Source organism: Streptomyces roseirectus, assembly GCF_014489635.1.
Classification (GTDB): domain Bacteria; phylum Actinomycetota; class Actinomycetes; order Streptomycetales; family Streptomycetaceae; genus Streptomyces; species Streptomyces roseirectus.
This window is the reverse complement of record NZ_CP060828.1, coordinates 9715503-9732024: the sequence shown is the minus strand read 5'-3', so window position 1 is coordinate 9732024 and position 16522 is coordinate 9715503. Positions and strand designations below refer to the sequence as shown.

The 16522-nt window shown below is 71.8% G+C and carries 14 protein-coding genes; 9 read left to right on the top strand and 5 right to left on the bottom strand.

Annotated features, from left to right (window positions below; translation table 11 throughout):
• Positions 1 to 182: 182 nt before the first annotated feature.
• Positions 183 to 944 carry a FadR/GntR family transcriptional regulator gene (locus IAG44_RS41925; RefSeq protein ID WP_187752245.1) on the bottom strand — a complete coding sequence of 254 codons (762 nt, stop codon included), beginning with the start codon at positions 942 to 944 and terminating at the stop codon, positions 183 to 185.
• 306 nt (positions 945 to 1250) lie between these two features.
• Here IAG44_RS41925 and IAG44_RS41920 point away from each other — a divergent pair, with 306 nt between their 5' ends.
• From IAG44_RS41920 to IAG44_RS41900, 5 genes are read left to right on the top strand one after another with little or no spacing between them, the layout of a single operon-like run.
• Positions 1251 to 2555, top strand: coding sequence for an ABC transporter substrate-binding protein (locus IAG44_RS41920; protein ID WP_187752244.1), 1305 nt, complete (start codon positions 1251 to 1253; stop codon positions 2553 to 2555).
• Positions 2552 to 3463 (top strand): carbohydrate ABC transporter permease, encoded by a 912-nt coding sequence (locus tag IAG44_RS41915; RefSeq protein ID WP_187752243.1) that lies wholly within the window; start codon positions 2552 to 2554, stop codon positions 3461 to 3463. The genes IAG44_RS41920 and IAG44_RS41915 overlap by 4 nt, the downstream gene beginning before the upstream one ends.
• The gene (locus tag IAG44_RS41910; protein WP_187752242.1) at positions 3453 to 4349 is read left to right on the top strand and encodes a carbohydrate ABC transporter permease; all 897 of its coding nucleotides are present in this window, start codon (positions 3453 to 3455) and stop codon (positions 4347 to 4349) included. Before IAG44_RS41915 ends, IAG44_RS41910 begins: the two co-directional genes overlap by 11 nt.
• An 8-nt stretch (positions 4350 to 4357) precedes the next feature.
• Positions 4358 to 6331, top strand: coding sequence for a DUF8034 domain-containing protein (locus IAG44_RS41905; protein WP_187752241.1), 1974 nt, complete (start codon positions 4358 to 4360; stop codon positions 6329 to 6331).
• Positions 6328 to 7224 carry an amidohydrolase family protein gene (locus IAG44_RS41900; RefSeq protein WP_187752240.1) on the top strand — a complete coding sequence of 299 codons (897 nt, stop codon included), beginning with the start codon at positions 6328 to 6330 and terminating at the stop codon, positions 7222 to 7224. The genes IAG44_RS41905 and IAG44_RS41900 overlap by 4 nt, the downstream gene beginning before the upstream one ends.
• Before the next feature lie 9 nt (positions 7225 to 7233).
• Here IAG44_RS41900 and larE read toward each other — a convergent pair whose 3' ends face one another.
• Genes larE through larA form a run of 4 tightly spaced genes read right to left on the bottom strand, consistent with a single transcriptional unit; the run spans position 7234 to position 11183 of the window.
• Complete coding sequence (gene larE, locus IAG44_RS41895) at positions 7234 to 8046, bottom strand: ATP-dependent sacrificial sulfur transferase LarE (protein ID WP_187752239.1); 813 nt, start codon at positions 8044 to 8046, stop codon at positions 7234 to 7236.
• Positions 8036 to 9211 carry a nickel pincer cofactor biosynthesis protein LarC gene (gene larC / locus IAG44_RS41890; protein WP_187752238.1) on the bottom strand — a complete coding sequence of 392 codons (1176 nt, stop codon included), beginning with the start codon at positions 9209 to 9211 and terminating at the stop codon, positions 8036 to 8038. Before larC ends, larE begins: the two co-directional genes overlap by 11 nt.
• The gene (gene larB, locus IAG44_RS41885) at positions 9208 to 9906 is read right to left on the bottom strand and encodes a nickel pincer cofactor biosynthesis protein LarB (RefSeq protein WP_187752237.1); all 699 of its coding nucleotides are present in this window, start codon (positions 9904 to 9906) and stop codon (positions 9208 to 9210) included. The genes larC and larB overlap by 4 nt, the downstream gene beginning before the upstream one ends.
• Positions 9903 to 11183, bottom strand: coding sequence for a nickel-dependent lactate racemase (larA, locus tag IAG44_RS41880; RefSeq protein WP_187752236.1), 1281 nt, complete (start codon positions 11181 to 11183; stop codon positions 9903 to 9905). The genes larB and larA overlap by 4 nt, the downstream gene beginning before the upstream one ends.
• Positions 11184 to 11352: 169 nt before the next feature.
• On the opposite strand from larA, the gene IAG44_RS41875 reads away from it, so the two are divergent.
• From IAG44_RS41875 to IAG44_RS41860, 4 genes are all read left to right on the top strand, one after another.
• Complete coding sequence (locus IAG44_RS41875; RefSeq protein WP_187752235.1) at positions 11353 to 12660, top strand: enolase C-terminal domain-like protein; 1308 nt, start codon at positions 11353 to 11355, stop codon at positions 12658 to 12660.
• A 70-nt stretch (positions 12661 to 12730) separates the two neighbouring features.
• Positions 12731 to 13798, top strand: coding sequence for a sugar ABC transporter substrate-binding protein (locus tag IAG44_RS41870; RefSeq protein ID WP_187752234.1), 1068 nt, complete (start codon positions 12731 to 12733; stop codon positions 13796 to 13798).
• A 20-nt stretch (positions 13799 to 13818) separates the two neighbouring features.
• Positions 13819 to 15327, top strand: coding sequence for a sugar ABC transporter ATP-binding protein (locus tag IAG44_RS41865; RefSeq protein ID WP_187752233.1), 1509 nt, complete (start codon positions 13819 to 13821; stop codon positions 15325 to 15327).
• On the top strand, positions 15320 to 16330 hold the full coding sequence (locus IAG44_RS41860) for an ABC transporter permease (RefSeq protein ID WP_187752232.1): 1011 nt from the start codon (positions 15320 to 15322) through the stop codon (positions 16328 to 16330). The genes IAG44_RS41865 and IAG44_RS41860 overlap by 8 nt, the downstream gene beginning before the upstream one ends.
• The last annotated feature ends 192 nt before the right edge of the window (positions 16331 to 16522 follow it).

Genomic DNA, 16522 nt, shown 5'->3' with positions numbered 1-16522 from the left:
GAGGGGGCGCGCTCGGGAGACCTGAGCGTCCTGGTGCCACGGTCGAAGTTCGACCATGAAACCGGGTCGTGTCAACAGCCGTGCACGCGATTGATGGGATGGCTATCCAGGGAACCTCGAACTTCTGGCGGAAAACCCGCAACGACTTTTATACTTGACGTCGATCCATCCCATGTATGCCGTCAGCCGAACAAGCGCCGCTGGATCTCCCGCCGGTAGTCCTCCAGCGTCCGGTCGAGGTGCACCGCCGTGGCCTCGGCGGCGTCGTCGGGGCGGCCGTCGCGGATGGCGCGGTAGATCGCCTCGTGCTCCTCCACCGCGGCCGAGGTGTTCTCGCCGAGCGTGTCGTGGATGCCGATGGCGCTGGACTGGCGTTGCAGCCGGCGGGCGTCGCGGACCGCGCTGAACAGGAAGGTGTTGTGCGAGGCGGTGGCGACGGCCGCGTGGAAGTCGTCGTCGGCCTGGTTGAAGACGTCGACGTCACCGGTTTCGAAGCCGTGCCGGCACTGCCGCATGGCGACCTCGATGGTGCGCAGTTCGGCGGGGGTCGCACGGGTGGCCGCGAAGCGGCTGGCGGCCATCTCCTGGACCCTGCGGAACTCGAACAGCATGAGGACGTGGTCGAGGTCCACGGGCCGGAAGAAGCCGCCCCAGCGGCTGGTGATCAGCATGCCGTCGTCGTCGGCGACGAACAGCCCGCGCCCCTTGTGCGCGCGGACCCGGCCGAGCGCGGAGAGTATCTTCACGGCTTCCCGGACGACGGCCCTGCTGGTGTCCAGTCGCTGGGCGAGGTCGTTCTCGGTGGGCATCCGGTCGCCGGGAGTCAGCCGTTGCTCGGCGATGAACTCCAGGATCCGCTCGGCCACGACCTCGTACCCGGGCCGGTAGTCACGCCGCTCGCCCGCGCCGTTCACCACCGCGTCCGCGGTGGGCGTGTCCTTCATGTGTGCTGCCTCCGGGGGGACTGCGACGACGATGACTGATCAGTTGGAAAGCCACACTCATCGTACCCCAGGCCGAAATGAGTACTACTCATCAAGAGCAGATCAGCCAGCGAGCACAGAGGGGAATTGAGTCATAAGTGCTGATTTAAAAGCCTCTTGATCCCGTATCAGCCACCACTCCCCCCTCGCCTCGACCAAGAAAAGGCGTACGAGCCCCTTGACTCACCTGTCGATGTGGCGGCTAATTTTTCGCAGCGGTAACGACAGAGCTGTCCGATGCCTCACGCACCCCCCGTGGAGTCGCTCATGTCCGTCCACAAGTGTTCGAGACGTACGGCGCCGCTGGCCGGCTGCGCCGCCGCCCTGCTGCTGGCGGTCACCGCCTGCGGCAGCGGCGGTACGGGCGGCGGCGGGGACGGGGCGCTGACCGTGTGGGTGGACGCGACCCGCATGGAGGCCGCGAAGCTGTACCAGGCGTCGCACCCGGACGTGAAGATGAACATCGTCAGCTACGACGGCAACGCGAACGGCTCCAACTACCTCCAGACGAAAGTCCAGTTGTTCAACCGCACCCGCAAGGGGTGGCCGGACGTCGTCTTCAGCTCCCAGAACAACGAGGCGACCTGGGCGGTCGACGCGGGCTTCGCGGCCCCGCTGGACAAGGGCCTGATCCCGCAGCCGACCCTCGCGAAGTTCGCCAAGGGCGCCAACGACGTCTGCACGGTCGACGGCACCCTGTACTGCCTGCGCAACGACCTCTCCCAGGTGGTGCTCTGGTACAACGCGCCGCTGCTGCGGAAGTTCGGCTACTCGGTGCCGACGACCTGGGAGGAGTACCAGGCGCTCGGCGAGAAGGTCGCCAAGGAGCACCCCGGCTACCTCGTGGGCGACGCGGGCGACTCCTTCACACCGGAGATCTACCTGTGGGCAAGCAAGTGCGGCGCCAACCAGATCACCGGCCCCAAGTCGGTGTCGGTGAACACCACCGGCGAGGGCTGCACCAAGATGGCCCGGCTCCTGGACGTCCTCGTCAAGAACAAGTCGATGTCGATCAGCGGTGTCTTCAGCACCGACTTCGCGAAGAACGAGGCCGACAAGGTGCTGCTCATGCCGGGCCCGGCATGGTTCGGCGGCGCGGTGTTCCGGGACGGGCTCAAGACCCCGGCGAAGCAGATCGCGGCGGCGCCCCTCCCGCAGTGGCGCGGCGAGACCTCGCCGTCCACCGGCAACGTCGGCGGCGGCACCTGGCTGCTGTCCAAGCACTCCGACCGCACCGAGGAGGCCGCCGACTTCCTCACCTGGGTCACCACCGACAACGCCTACCAGGGCACGAAGGCCCCCGGTTTCCCGGCGTACGCGCCCGCCGCCGAGAACTGGCTGAAGGCGCAGGCCGCCGCCGGCTACTTCGTCGGCGACCTCACGCCCCTCAAGGACGCCTCCGCGCAGGTGTGGCCGGGCTGGGGCGCGGGCCAGTTCAGCCAGGAGGCGATCTGGGCGGCCACCGTCAAGCCCGGTCTGACGCAGGGAAAGACCGTCGAGTCGATGCTGCCCGCCTGGCAGGACGCGATCGTCAAGTACGCCGAGGCCGACGGATACCAGGTCACCCGGTGACTCGCCCCCGGCTCCCGGCCAACGCCTCCCGGCTCTCGACCGGCGCCTCCCGGCAGAGCCGGGCCGGTGTGGCGTTCGTCGCCGGGTACGTCGTGCTGCTGATCGCGTTCGGCGTCCTGCCGACCGGCTACGCCGTCTACTACGCGTTCACGGACGCCGGGGGCGCGTTCACCGGGTTCGGCAACTTCGTCGACACGGCACGGGACTTCCGGTTCGTCGACGCCCTCGGCCATGTGGCCCTCTACCTGGTCTTCTGGCTCGTGTCGCTCGTGGTGTTCGTGGTGGCGCTGGCGCTGTTACTGCACCGGCTGGCCTCGGGGCCGTTGAGTCGGACGCTGCGTTTCCTCTACTACATCCCCGGCGCGCTCGCCGGCGCCGCGAGCGTCCTGGTGTGGCTGTTCATGCTCGACCCGACGGTCAGCCCGGTCAGCTCCCTGCTGGAGGTGCTGGGGTTCGACACCTTCGGCGAGGTCATCGCCCCCGGCAACCTGGCCCTGCTGTTCACGGTCATCGCGTTCTGGACCGGCGCGGGCGGCTGGATCGTCGTCATGTACGGCGCGCTCAACAACATCCCCAGGGACGTCATGGAGGCCGCGCGCATCGACGGCGCGAGCGCCTGGCAGACGGCCTGGCGGGTACAGATCCCGATGCTGCGCAAGTGGATCGTCTACATGGTGATCCTGGCGTTCGCGGGCGGCGCCCAGCTGTTCGTCGAGCCGCAGCTGCTGTCCCTGGCCAGCGTGGGGGTGGCGGGGCGCGACTACTCGCTCAACCAGCTCACCTACGACTTCGCCTTCCAGATGAACGACGTCAACGGCGCCGCCGCCGTCTCGGTGGAGCTGCTGGTCGTCAGCGTGTCGGTCGCCGGTGTGTTCGTCGCGCGGTCGGGGTTCTTCGATGCCGACTGAGACCCGGCGGCGCGGGGGGCCGCCGCGGCACCTGGCGTCCCGGCTGCTGGTCGGCTCGGTGCTCGCCGCGTTCGTGGTGTTCTTCGTGCTGCCCGTGCTGTGGCTGCTGCTCGCGGCGACCAAGACCGACCAGCAGCTCGTCCACGACAGCCCGCTGTCCTTCGGCTCCTGGGACGCGCTGAGCGCCAACTGGCAGGCGCTCACGGCCTTCCAGGACGACATCGTCCTGGTGTGGCTGCGCAACTCGGCCGTCTACTCCGTGCTCGCCCTGGTCATCACGCTGTGCCTGGCCGTCCCGGCGGGGTACGCGCTGGCGATGACCGAGTTCCGGGGCCGGCGGGCGCTGCTGGTCGCGACGCTGGTCGTGATGCTGATGCCGAACGCCACGCTGGTGGTGCCGCTGTTCCTGGAGCTGAACGCGGTGCGGCTGATCGGCACGATGTGGTCGGTCGTACTGCCGTACGCGTTCTACCCGTTCGGGGTGTACCTGACGTATATCTACTTCAGCACCGCCGTGCCCAGGGACCTCCTGGCAGCGGCGCGGATCGACGGCTGCTCGGAGTTCGGGGTGTTCCGTCACGTGGCCCTGCCGCTGGCGACCCCTGTCGTCGCGCTGGTCGGGTTCTTCAGCTTCGTCGCCAACTGGACCAACTACTTCCTGCCGTACGTGATGCTCCCCGAGAGCGAGCAGATGCCGATCCAGGTGGGTGTCGGCAGTCTGCTCAGCAACGTGCCGTCGTTCAACCCGACGGCGGGCTCCCTCGCCGTCGAGCGCCCGCAACTGGCGCTGGCGACGCTGGTCGCCATCACGCCGGTGCTCGTCGTGTTCCTGTTCGCACAGCGCTTCCTGGTCAGTGGAATGCTCGCCGGCGCCACCAAGGAGTAACCGCTCACATGTCCTTCGCCTCCCCCTCCCCCGATGCGCACCCCCGGGTGCGGGCCACGGTGCCGCTGCTCGAACCGCCGGGCTGGGCCGTCTCCCAGCGCGCGCTGTTCGACCTGCTCGACCACGCCTGGCGCCGCTTCGAGGACGCCTTCACCGGCCCCGACGGGCGCCTCACCTACCACGACCGGCTGACCAGCCGCGACGGCGCCGACGATTTCTACGAGGTCTTCTTCAACTGGCCCCAGCTGTACCTGCTCGGCGGCGCCGACGACCTGCTGCCCGCCAGCGAGCGGCACTGGGCGGGCGTCACCGCGCAGCTCACCGAACTGGGCATGCTGCACGGCGAGTTCGAGCGCGGCTACGACTGGTTCCACCAGGGCGAGAGCCTGCTGCTGCTCTACTTCCTGTGCATGGCCGCCCCCGACCGCTGGGCCGGCCGGGCGCTGCGCTTCGCCGAGCTGTACGTCGACCCCGCGCACGGCAACTACGACCCCGGGCGGCGTGTCATCACCCGCCCGCACAACGGCAGCGACCCCGGCCGCACCGGCCTGTTCGACGGCGACGTCTACCCGTGGCTGCCGCAGGAGGCGCGGACCTACGGCTTCCCGCTGGAGTGGCTGCCCGAGGCCCAGGACGGCCCCTTCCCGCTGTCGGCGGATCCACGGCTGGGCCAGCAGATGCGTGACCGGATGGGCGTCGGCGACACCGCGCTCAACCTCGCCGCGACGGGCCTCGTCCTCAACGCCTGGATCCTGTCCGGCGAGGAGCGCTACCGGGACTGGATCGCCGAGTACGTGGGCGCGTGGCGGGAGCGGACCCGGGACAACGGCGGCCTGATCCCGGACAACGTCGGCCCCGACGGCGTCGTCGGCAGCCTGCTGGGGGGACGCTGGTACGGCGGGCACTACGGCTGGTCCTGGCCGCACGGCTGGCACAGTGTCGGTCACGCGGCCTGTGTGGCGGCGCTCGCGGCGGCGACGGCCACCGGGGACGACGGCTACCTCTCCCTGGTCACGACCTCGCTCGACACGCTGATCGGCCTCGGCAAGGTGATGCCGCACACGGAGGCGGACTCCAGCCTGCCGTCCAAGTGGACGGCGGAACTCGGCCCGGACCGGCACACGCCCACGCTCCACCTGCCGTTCCGGCACAACGACGCGGGCTGGTTCGACTACAACCCGGCCACCCCGCCCGTGCCGGTGGCCCTGTGGCACCACACCGCCGCGCCGGCCGACCGCGCCCGGCTGGAGCGGCTGCGCGAGGCCGACGGCGTGGACTGGCGCACGGTGCGGCCGTTTCGCGCGAAGGAGGAGTCCGGGCACGAGAAGGCGTGGTTCGCCTTCCTCGCCGGGGACGACCCCGGCTACCCGGAACGGATCCTCGCCGCGGCCCAGGCACAGGTCAGACACCGGCTGCGGCGTGTCGAGCGGTACGGCGGGCTGGAGGTGCCGGAGGCCGACATCCACGTCTGGCAGCAGTGCAACCCGGTCGTCACCGAGGCGCTGGTGCAGCTCACCTGGGGCGGCCCCCAGGTCCTCTACAACGGCGGCCTCCAGCAGGCGCGGCTGCGCTACCACGACGCCGGCGCCCGCCGGGCCGGGCTCCCGGCCGACGTCGCCGCCCTCGTCACCTCCGTCGACCCCGGGGCGACCACCGTCGAACTGGTCAACCTCTCCCCCGACGCCGACCGCACGGTGATCGTCCAGGCGGGGGCGTTCGCCGAGCACACCATCACCGGTGTGCGGTACACGGTGTGCGCGGACGACGGGTGGATCGGCGACCTCTACGACTACGGGCACACGGAGCCGGTGGTGTCCGAGGCCGAACTCCCGTGTGACGGCCCCTTCCTGACGGTGTGTCTGCCCGCGTCGACGCGGATCCGGCTCACGCTGCGGCTCGGGCTGCGCACCCGCAGGCCGAGCTACCGCGGCCCCTTCGACACCGCCTCCCCTCGACAAGAACCGACAGGGACCGCCCCGTGAACGCACCCGTGCTCGTCGACGCCCACCACCACCTGTGGGACCTCGCCCGGCGTCCGCAGCCCTGGCTCGACGACCCCGGCATGGCGCCGATCCGCCGCACGTTCACCGCCGACGACCTGCGCGGCGCCGCCACCCGCCCCGTCGCGGGCCGGCGGCTGCGCGCCACGGTGGCCGTCCAGTGCGTCGCGGACGTCGACGAGACACGGGACCTGCTCGCGCTCGCCGAGCGGGAGCCGTTGATCGGGGCCGTGGTCGGCTGGGCCGACCTCACGTCCCCGGCGGTCGGTGACGTCCTCGACGAGCTGATCGCCGGGCCGGGCGGCGGCCGGCTGCGTTCCCTGCGGCACCTCGTCCAGGGCGAGAGCGACCCCCGGTGGCTGCAACGCCCTGACGTGGAGCGCGGGTTGAGGGCGCTGGAGCGGCGCGGGCTGGGGTACGACGTCCTCGTGCGCGACCACCAGCTCGATCAGGCGGTCCTGCTCGCGGAGCGGTTCCCCGATCTGCCGCAGGTGCTCGACCACGCGGGCAAGCCGGCCGTCGCCCGGCGCGACCTCGCGGACTGGGAGCGGCGGATCCGGCTGCTGGCCGGGCACCCGCATGTGGTGTGCAAGGTGTCCGGGCTGATCACCGAGGCCGACCACGCGCGCTGGACCATCGCCGACATCCGCCCCGTCTGGGACGTGCTGCTCTCCTCCTTCGGCCCCGACCGGCTGATGTTCGGTTCGGACTGGCCCGTCGCGAACCTGGCGGGCGGCTGGAACCGGTGGGCCGCCACCGTCGACGAACTCGTCACCGGCTGGAGCGAGACCGACACCACCGCGTTCCTCGCCGGCACCGCGACGGCGTTCTACGGCCTTCCCCACGCCGACGGGGGAAGCGCCGGACCACCATGACCCCGGGCGCTACTCGTTCAGCCGCCCCGACCGGAACGCTTCCACCCGGTGCGGCACCCCGTCGAAGCCCGCGCCGGTCATCGCCCGGGGAATCCCGGGATGCGCGGCGACGCGGTCGACCAGCGCCGGGTCGACCTCCAGACGGACGGTGTCCCCCAGGTCACGGACCCTCAGGTCCGTGACGGCCAGACCGGCGTCGGCAAGGAGCGCGCGGACGGCGGTCTCGGCGCGGTCGACGCGGGCGAGCCGGTGCGGGGTGACCTCGATGCCGTAGCGGATCCGGCTGGCCAGGCAGGGCGTCGCGGGCTTGTCCCACGTCGGCAGCGCCCAGGCCCTGCTGATCCGGCGGACGGCCGCCTTGTCGAGGCCGGTGTCGAGGAGCGGGGTGTGGACGCCGCGCTCGTGACCGGCCCGGATGCCGGGGCGGTGGGGGTCGCGGGCGTCGTCCGCGTTGGTCCCGGTGGCGACCTGGCCGTAGCCGTGCGCGCGGGCGAGGGCCATGATGGTGTCCAGGACCTCGGACTTGCAGAAGTAGCAGCGATCGCGCCCGTTGGCCCGGTAGCCGGGGCGGGACAGTTCCCCGGTGCGCGGGGTCAGGTGGAGCACGCCCAGGCTCTCGGCGAGCCGCGCGGCCCGGGGCAGTTCGCCCGCCGCCAGGCTCTCGGACACGGCGGTGACGGCCACGACCCGCTCCGCCCCGAGGGCACGGACGGCGGCGGCGAGGACGAGCGCGGAGTCGACGCCGCCCGAGTAGGCGACGGCGACCGGCCCGATCGCGCCCATGCGGTCGAGCAGGCGCCGCTCCTGAGGTTCAGTCTCCATCGGCTTCCTTCGACTGAGGCTGCTCCGGCTGTCCGCCGATCCGCAGCGCCCGGTCGGCCACCTCCCGCAGCGGCAGCCCCAGCCGGTTCGCGGCGGCCACCAGGTCGTCGTGCTCGGGCTTGGCCCGGTGGGGTCCGTGTTTGATCCGGACGGGGTGCCCGTCGACGTCGACGGTCTCGAACCGGCGCGGCAGCACGGTGCGGGTCGCGGTGAGGCGGCGGACGCCGAGGGTACCGGTCTCGGCGAGGACGAGGTGGCGCAGGGCCTGTTCGTGCTCGGGGGTGGTGAGGACGTGCAGGATCTGGGCGGGGCGGCCCTTCTTCATCACGGCGGGCGTGGCCCAGGCGTCGAGGGCCCCGGCCGCCAGGGCGCGGCTGATGGTGTGGCCGAGGACTTCGCCGGTGACGTCGTCGAGGTTGGTCTCCAGGACGACGACGTCCTGGTCCCCGGCGTGGGCCGCCTCGCCGAGGGTGACGGCGGTGACGTTGGGCCGGTCGGGCAGGCGGCGGGTGCCGGCGCCGTAGCCCGTGCGGCCGAGGGACATGGGCGGGGGCGGCCCGTACCGGGCGCGGGTGGCGTGCAGGAGCGCGGCGGCGGTCGGGGTGACCGTCTCGCCGGGCAGGTCGGTGCCGGTGACGACGGCGCCGGCCAGCAGCGCGAGGGTCGCGGGGGCGGGGCAGGGCAGGACGCCGTGCGCGGCGTCGATCCGTCCCGGGCCGAGCGGCAGGGGTGCGCTGACGACGTCGGTGACGCCGAGGGCGTGCAGGGCGGCGGCGGTGCCGACGACGTCGACGAGGGTGTCGTGGCCGCCGAGTTCGTGGAGGTGGACGGTGCCGGGGTCGGCGCCGTGCAGCCGGCCCTCCGCCTCGGCGACGGCGGTCAGCGCGCCGACGGCGAGGGCGGCGACGGGGTCGGGGGCGGCCCGGGAGGCGAGGGCGATCACCTCGGCGGCGCGGCGCTCGGTGTGGGGGTCGGTGACGCGGACGTGGACGCTGGTCGCGGTGAGGCCGTGGTCGGTGACGCGGTCGGCGGTGAGGTCCCAGCCGGTCAGGCCGGTCGCGGCGATCGAGGCGCGGACGCGGTCCAGGGGTGCTCCGGCGTCGATGAGCGCGGCCAGCAGCATGTCTCCGGCGAGGCCGGTGAAGGGGTTGATCCAGCAGATCACCAGGAGCCTCCGTGGTCCGGGGACTTTCCGGGCAGGGCGGCCTGGGCGATCCGGTGCACGGCCATCGCCGCTGAGAACCCGGAGTCGATGTTCACCACGCTCACCCCTGCGGCGCAGGACGCGTGCATCGCGAGGAGCGCGGTGACCCCTTCGAGTGAGGCCCCGTAGCCGGTGGAGACGGGCACGGCGACGACCGGCGCGCGCACCAGGCCGCCGACGACGCTGGCGAGGGCGCCCTCCATCCCGGCGACGACGATCACCGCGTCCGCGCCCTGGAGCCGGCCCCGGACCTGGAGGAGCCGGTCGAGCCCGGCCACCCCGACGTCGTGCACGGCGTCGGTGTCGAGTCCGACGGCGGTGGCGACGGCGACGGCCTCGGCGGCGACGGGCCGGTCGGACGTCCCGGCGGCGGCGACGAGGACGGAGAACGGGCCGGTGGGGGCCGGCCGCCACAGCAGCAGCCGGGCCTCGGCGTCGTAGGTGCCGCCCGCGACGGTCGCCAGCACGGTCTCGGCGGTGTCCGGCGTGACGCGGGTGACCAGGACCGGGCCCGTGTTGTGGGCGAGCAGTCCGGTGACGATCCCGGTGATCTGCTCCGGTGTCTTGCCGGGCCCGTACACGACCTCGGGCAGGCCCTGGCGGGATTCGCGGTCGAGGTCGACGCGGGCGTAGCCGAGGTTCAGCACCTCGTTCACGGGCGGCCTCCGTCGAGGTAGGGGATCGTCTGGGGGCCTTCGGGCAGGACGCACACCCGGGCGCCGGGCCCGGCCGCGGCGAGGGCGTCGGCGACGGTGGCCGAGATGTCGTGGGTCTGTTCCAGGTGGGCGCTCGCGAGGTCGGCGTCGCTGAGGAACCCGGTGTGCATGACGACGCGGCTGCCGGACTGGATGCGGGCCTGGATCTGCACCTGCCACTGGTCGGGCACGGTCTCGGTGCGGGCGGTGATGGCGTCGAAGAGGGCCTGCGGGGAGGCGGCGGAGGCCAGGACCTCGCGGTAGGAGCCGTGGTCGGGGAAGCCGTCGCGGCACTCGGCGGCGCAGACGATCGTCCCGCCGGGGCGGACCACCTGGTAGGCGGCGGACATGCCTTTGACGGCCTGGTAGAGGTTCTGGTCCAGCGGGAAGCCGGAGTTGGTGGTGACGACGACGTCGAACGGGGCTTTCACGGGGCGCATCGCCGTGCGGCGGGCGGTCGCGGTGGCCGCCGCGTGCATCGCCGGCAGGTCGCCGCCGAACGCGGCCACGATGTCCTTGTCGCGGTTGAGGACGACGTCCAGCGCGAAGGTGACGCCGGTGGCCTCGGCGATGGCGCGGACGTCGTCGTGGACCGGGTTGCCGTGCAGGACGCCCCAGGTGGCGCGCGGGTCGCCGATGCGGGCGGCGTCGTGCAGGACGAGGACGGTCTCCAGGGCGGCGAGGCCGGGGGCGACGAGTTTGGGGCCGCCCGAGAAGCCCGCGAAGAAGTGGGGTTCGACGAAGCCGGTGGTGATGCGGACGTCCGCCTCGGCCCACTCCCGGTTGAGCCACACCGGGACCCGGTTGCCGTAGGTGCCCATCCAGGTCAGCTGCCCGGCGTCGCGGGCGTCGTGGTTGACGATCCGTACGGTGTCGACGACGTCGTCGCCGAACATCGCGCGCAGTTCGGTGTCGGTGTTGCCGCGGTGGGTGCCGGTGGCGACGAGGACGACGACGTCCTCGGGGCGGACGATGCCGTCGAGTTCGTCGAGGACGGCCGGGATCATGAGGCGGCGCGGCTGGGGGCGGGTGCCGTCGCAGGCCGAGATCGCCACCGTCTGCCCGGGTCGGACGCGTTCGCGCAGCGGGGGGCCGGCGACCGGGGTGCGCAGGGCCGCGCGCAGGGCCGCCCGTTGGTCGGGGGCCGCCGTGTGGTGGACGGGTTCGACGACGGTCGCGGTGTGCGGGTCCACGTCGATGTCGAGGCCCGAACGCCCGTAGGCCAGGCGTACTTTCACGGGGTTTCCTCTGCGGGTCGGACGGCTCACGGGACGGGTGCCAGGACGGATGTGCGGCAGCGGCACGGTAGCAATACATCCCATGGATACGGAAGGTGCGGGAGGGTCAAGGAGTTTGTTTCGCCGTAGGTATGGACACCTACTCGGAAAGGGTCCTTAAATTCATCCCATGTCTGAACTGATCAGCGCCGTCGAGGCGGTCGACGTCCGGTTCCCGACCTCGCTGCATCTCGACGGCTCCGACGCGATGAACCCCGAACCCGACTACTCGGCCGCGTATGTGACGGTCCGCACCAGCGGCGGGGGCGAGGGGCACGGGCTCGCGTTCACGGTGGGGCGCGGGAACGAGGTCGAGGTCGCCGCCGTGCGCGCGCTGGCCCCGCTGGTGGTGGGGCTCCCGGTGGAGGAGGTGCTGGGTGACCTCGGCGCGTTCTCCCGGCGGCTGACCGGTGACAGCCAACTGCGCTGGCTGGGGCCGGAGAAGGGCGCCGTCCACATGGCCGCGGCGGCGATCGTCAACGCCGTGTGGGACCTGTACGGGCGCCGGACCGGCAAGCCGGTGTGGCGTCTGCTGTCCGAGCTGTCCCCGGAGCAACTGGTCGACCTGGTGGACTTCCGGTACCTGGAGGACGCGCTGACCCGCGAGGAGGCGCTGGACATCCTGCGCCGCGCCGAGCCCGGCCGCGCCGAGCGCACCGCGCGGCTGCTCGACCGGGGCTATCCGGCGTACACGACGACACCCGGCTGGCTCGGTTACGACGACGAGAAGCTGGTGCGCCTGTCCAAGGAGGCCGTCGTCGAGGGGTTTTCCCTGATCAAGCTGAAGGTCGGCGCCGACCTCGACACGGACGTGCGCCGTATGCGGCTCGCGCGGGCGGCGGTCGGTCCTGACGTCCGGATCGCGGTCGACGCGAACCAGGCGTGGGGGGTGCGGCAGGCCATCGACTGGATGCGGGCGCTCGCCCCCTACGACCCGTACTGGATCGAGGAGCCGACCTCGCCGGACGACATCCTCGGCCACGCCGTCGTCCGCGCGGCGCTCGCGCCGATCAAGGTCGCCACGGGTGAACACACCCACAACCAGGTGATGTTCAAGCAGCTCCTCCAGGCCCGCGCCCTCGACGTCCTCCAGCTCGACGCCAGCCGGACCGCCGGCGTCACCGAGAACGTGGCCGTGCTCCTGCTGGCCGCCAAGTTCGGCGTCCCCGTCTGCCCGCACGCGGGCGGCGTCGGGCTGTGCGAGATGGTCCAGCACCTCGCGATGTTCGACTACGTCGCCGTCAGCGGCACCACCGACGACCGTGTCATCGAGTACGTCGACCACCTGCACGAGCACTTCACGGCCCCGGTCCGCCTCCGCGACGGCCGCTACCTCGCCCCCACGACGCCGGGTCTCGGCGCCGAGCTGCACCCCGCCTCGATCGCCGCGCACCGGTATCCGGACGGGCCGGTGTGGCGGGAGGCGGCCACGCCGTGAGCGCGGCGGGCCTCCCCCGCCCGGCCTCGCCCCTTCCCCTTTCCCCTCCCCCGCACCAAGGAGAAGAGCAATGACGCTCGGACGCATCCGGTACGCCTGTTTCGGCGCGCTCGCCGCCTTGTCGGTCTCCGTGCTCACCGCCTGCCAGAGTTCCGGCTCGTCGGCCGGGGCGGGCGGCGAGGGTCTGGTGGGGGTCGACTACCCCCGGTCCGACACCGACTTCTGGAACTCCTACATCAAGTACACGCCCGAGTACGCCAAGAAGCTGGGCCTCGACCTGAAGACCACCAACTCGCAGAACGACGTCGCGAAACTGACCGCCAACGCGCAGACGTTCATCAGCCAGGGCGTCAAGGGCGTGGCGATGGCCCCGCAGGACACCGCGGCGATCGCGCCGACGCTGGCGCAGATGGCGGCGAAGAAGATCCCCGTGGTGACCGTGGACACCCGCCCGGACACCGGCAAGGTCTACATGGTGGTGCGGGCGGACAACCGGGCGTACGGCGAGAAGGCGTGCCGGTACCTCGGGACGAAGCTGGGCGGCAAGGGCAAGGTCGTCATGCTGCAGGGCGACCTCTCCTCGATCAACGGCCGTGACCGCACGGAGGCGTTCAACGCCTGCATGAAGAAGAACTACCCCGGCATCAGGGTGTTCGGGGAGGCCACGAACTGGGACGGCGCCGTCGCCGCGCAGAAGCTCCAGACGGACCTGACCGCGCACCCGGACATCAAGGGCGTCTACATGCAGTCCAGTTTCGCGCTCGCCGGGACGCTCCAGGTGCTGAAGCAGAAGGGCCTGCTGGTCGGCCCGAAGGATCCCGAGCACGTCTTCGTGGTGTCGAACGACGGCATCCCCGAGGAGCTGAAGGACATCGCCGCCGGCCAGATCGACGCCACGGTCTCGCAGCCGGCCGACCTGTACGCCCAGTACGCGCTGCACTACCTGAAGGCGGCGATCGACGGCAAGACGTTCAAGCCCGGCCCCACGGACCACGACAGCACGATCATCCAGGTCCGTGACGGCGTGCTGGAGGACCAGCTGAACGCCCCGCTCGTGACCGCCGACGGCGGCACCTACGGCGGTGTGCCCAGCGTCCGCAGCGACGACCCGTCCCTGTGGGGCAACAACCTCGGCTGACCGGAAGGCGGTACGCGGACATGGTTGCTGCTGTGCCCGTCGCCGAGGCGGCGGGGATCACGAAGCGGTTCGGCTCCACGGTCGCGCTCGACGGCGCGCGGATCACCGTCGAACCGGGCCAGACGCACGCGCTGGTGGGCCGCAACGGCGCCGGGAAGTCGACGCTGGTGTCGGTCCTCACCGGCCTCCAGGCCCCCGACGCCGGCACGGTGACCTTCGGCGGCGAGCCGGCGCCCCGTCTCGCCGACCGGGACGCCTGGCGGCGCCGGGTCGCCTGCGTCTACCAGAAGTCGACGATCATCCCCCAACTGACGGTCGCGGAGAACCTGTTCCTGGGCCGCCACGCCCGGGGCCGGGCCGGTCTGATCGACTGGCGGACCCTGCGCACCCGGGCCCGCGACCTGCTGCGGACCTGGTCGGTCGACGTCGACGTCCGCACCCCGGCCGGTGAACTCGACGTCGAGCAGCGGCAGTTCGTGGAGATCGCGCGGGCGCTGTCCTTCGGGGCCCGGTTCATCATCCTCGACGAGCCGACCGCGCAGCTCGACGCGGCGGCGATCAGCCGGCTGTTCGGGCGGATCCGGGACCTCCAGGAGCAGGGCGTCACCTTCCTGTTCATCAGCCATCACCTCCAGGAGATCTACGAGATCTGCGACACGGTGACGGTGTTCCGCGACGCCCGGCACATCCTCACCGCGCCCGTCGCCGGCCTGCCGCGCGCCGAACTCGTCGCCGCGATGACGGGTGACGGCGCGGCGGAGAGCGCCCGGGGACGCGCGCGTGCGGCGGACCCCTCGGCGCCGGCGGTCCTCGCGGTGGACGGTGCCGCTCTGGCGGGCGCCTACGACGGCGTGTCGTTCACGGTCCGCGCGGGCGAGATCGTGGGGCTGGCCGGCGCCGCGAGCAGCGGGCGCACGGAGCTGGCGGAGACCGTGGCGGGGCTGCGCGGCGCGGACGCCGGGACGGTGGAGGTCGCGGGCGTGCGGCCCCGGCCGGGCAGTGTGCCGGCGGCGCTGCGGGCGGGCGTCGGGTTCGTCCCGCAGGACCGGCACCACCAGGGGTACGTGCCGGGGATGTCCATCGCGGACAACGGGACGCTGACGATCCCGGGGCAGCTCGGGCGGCGCGGTTTCATCGACCGCCGCAGGCGCGACGCGCTCGCCGAGGAGATGATCGCGAACCTGGCGATCAAGACGCCGGGTCCCGGCCTTGAGGTGTCGGGGCTGTCCGGGGGCAACCAGCAGAAGGTCGTCATGGCCCGTGCGCTCGCCAGTGACCCCCGGGTGCTGGTGCTCATCAATCCGACCGCCGGTGTCGACGTGCGGTCCAAGGAGTTCCTGCTCGGCAAGGTCGAGGAGACCGCCGAGTCGGGCACCGGGGTGCTCATCGCCTCCGACGAACTCGACGACCTGCGGATGTGCGACCGGGTGCTGGTGATGTTCCAGGGCCGTGTGGTCGCCGAGAAGACCAGCGGCTGGCACGACCACGAACTGGTGGCCGCGATGGAAGGAGTGGACCTCGATGTCTGAGACGGCGGCCACGCCGGGCGCTCTCGACGCGGGCGGGCGCGGGATCGCGCTGGCCCGGCTGCGTGACTTCGCCCTCGTCCCCGCGATCGTCGTCATCGCGATCGTGGGGCAGCTCGTCAACCCCGTGTTCCTTCAGGTGGACAACCTGATCAACATCCTCCAGACGATGTCGGAGGTGGCGGTCCTGGTGCTGGCGCAGACGCTGGTGCTGATCGTCAAGAAGATGGACCTCTCTCTGGAGTCGACGGTGGGGCTCGCGCCCGGTGTCGCGGCCTGGCTCACGGTGCCGGCGGGCGCCACGCACGGGCTCGGGCTGCTGCCGGGCGGGTGGGCGGTGCCGGTCACGCTGGCCGTCGGTCTGCTGGTCGGCGTGGTCAACGCGCTGTTCATCATCCGGTTCGGGCTGAACGGGTTCATCGTGACCCTGGGGATGCTGATCGTGCTGCGCGGGATCCTCACGGGGATCTCGGGCGGGCAGACGTTCTTCCAGCTGCCGGGGTCGATGCTCTACCTGGGGACAGCCCAGTGGCTGGGGATGCCGGCGTCGGTGTGGGTGTGCCTGGCCCTGTTCGCCGTCGGGATCGTCGTCCTCGGCTTCACCAGCTTCGGGCGTTCCCTGTACGCGATCGGGGGGAACGTCGACGCGGCGAAGGCGGCCGGGATCCGTACGGACCGGGTCCTGTGGACGGTCATCGTCGTCGCGAGCCTGCTGGCGGCGCTGAGCGGCCTCCTCCTGTCGGGCCGGCTCGCCTCGGTCGCCTCGGCGCAGGGCAACGGCTACATCTTCACGGTGTTCGCCGCCGCCGTCATCGGCGGCATCAGTCTCAACGGCGGCAGGGGCAGCGTCTTCGGCGCCTTCACCGGCGTCCTCCTCCTCTTCCTCATCCAGAACGTCCTCACCCTCGCCGGGGTCCCCGCCCAGTGGATCGGCGCGCTCAACGGCGCGATCATCCTCATCGCGCTGGCGCTGTCCCGGGTGACGGGAGGCAAGGCGCAGGAGTAGCGGGGCCGCCCCGGAGGGCGGTAGGTGGCGCGGAGGCGGCCGGGGTCAGGCCGTCTTCGCGCCGTCGTGTTGTTGAAGCGCTTCGACGCTGCCACCGGGCGTACGTGCTGTCAACGGTCCGGGCGGAAGAAACTTTCTAGGGTTACGGCATCTTGTTTCGCACGAAACATGTCATTAGCGTTCGCGGCCAAG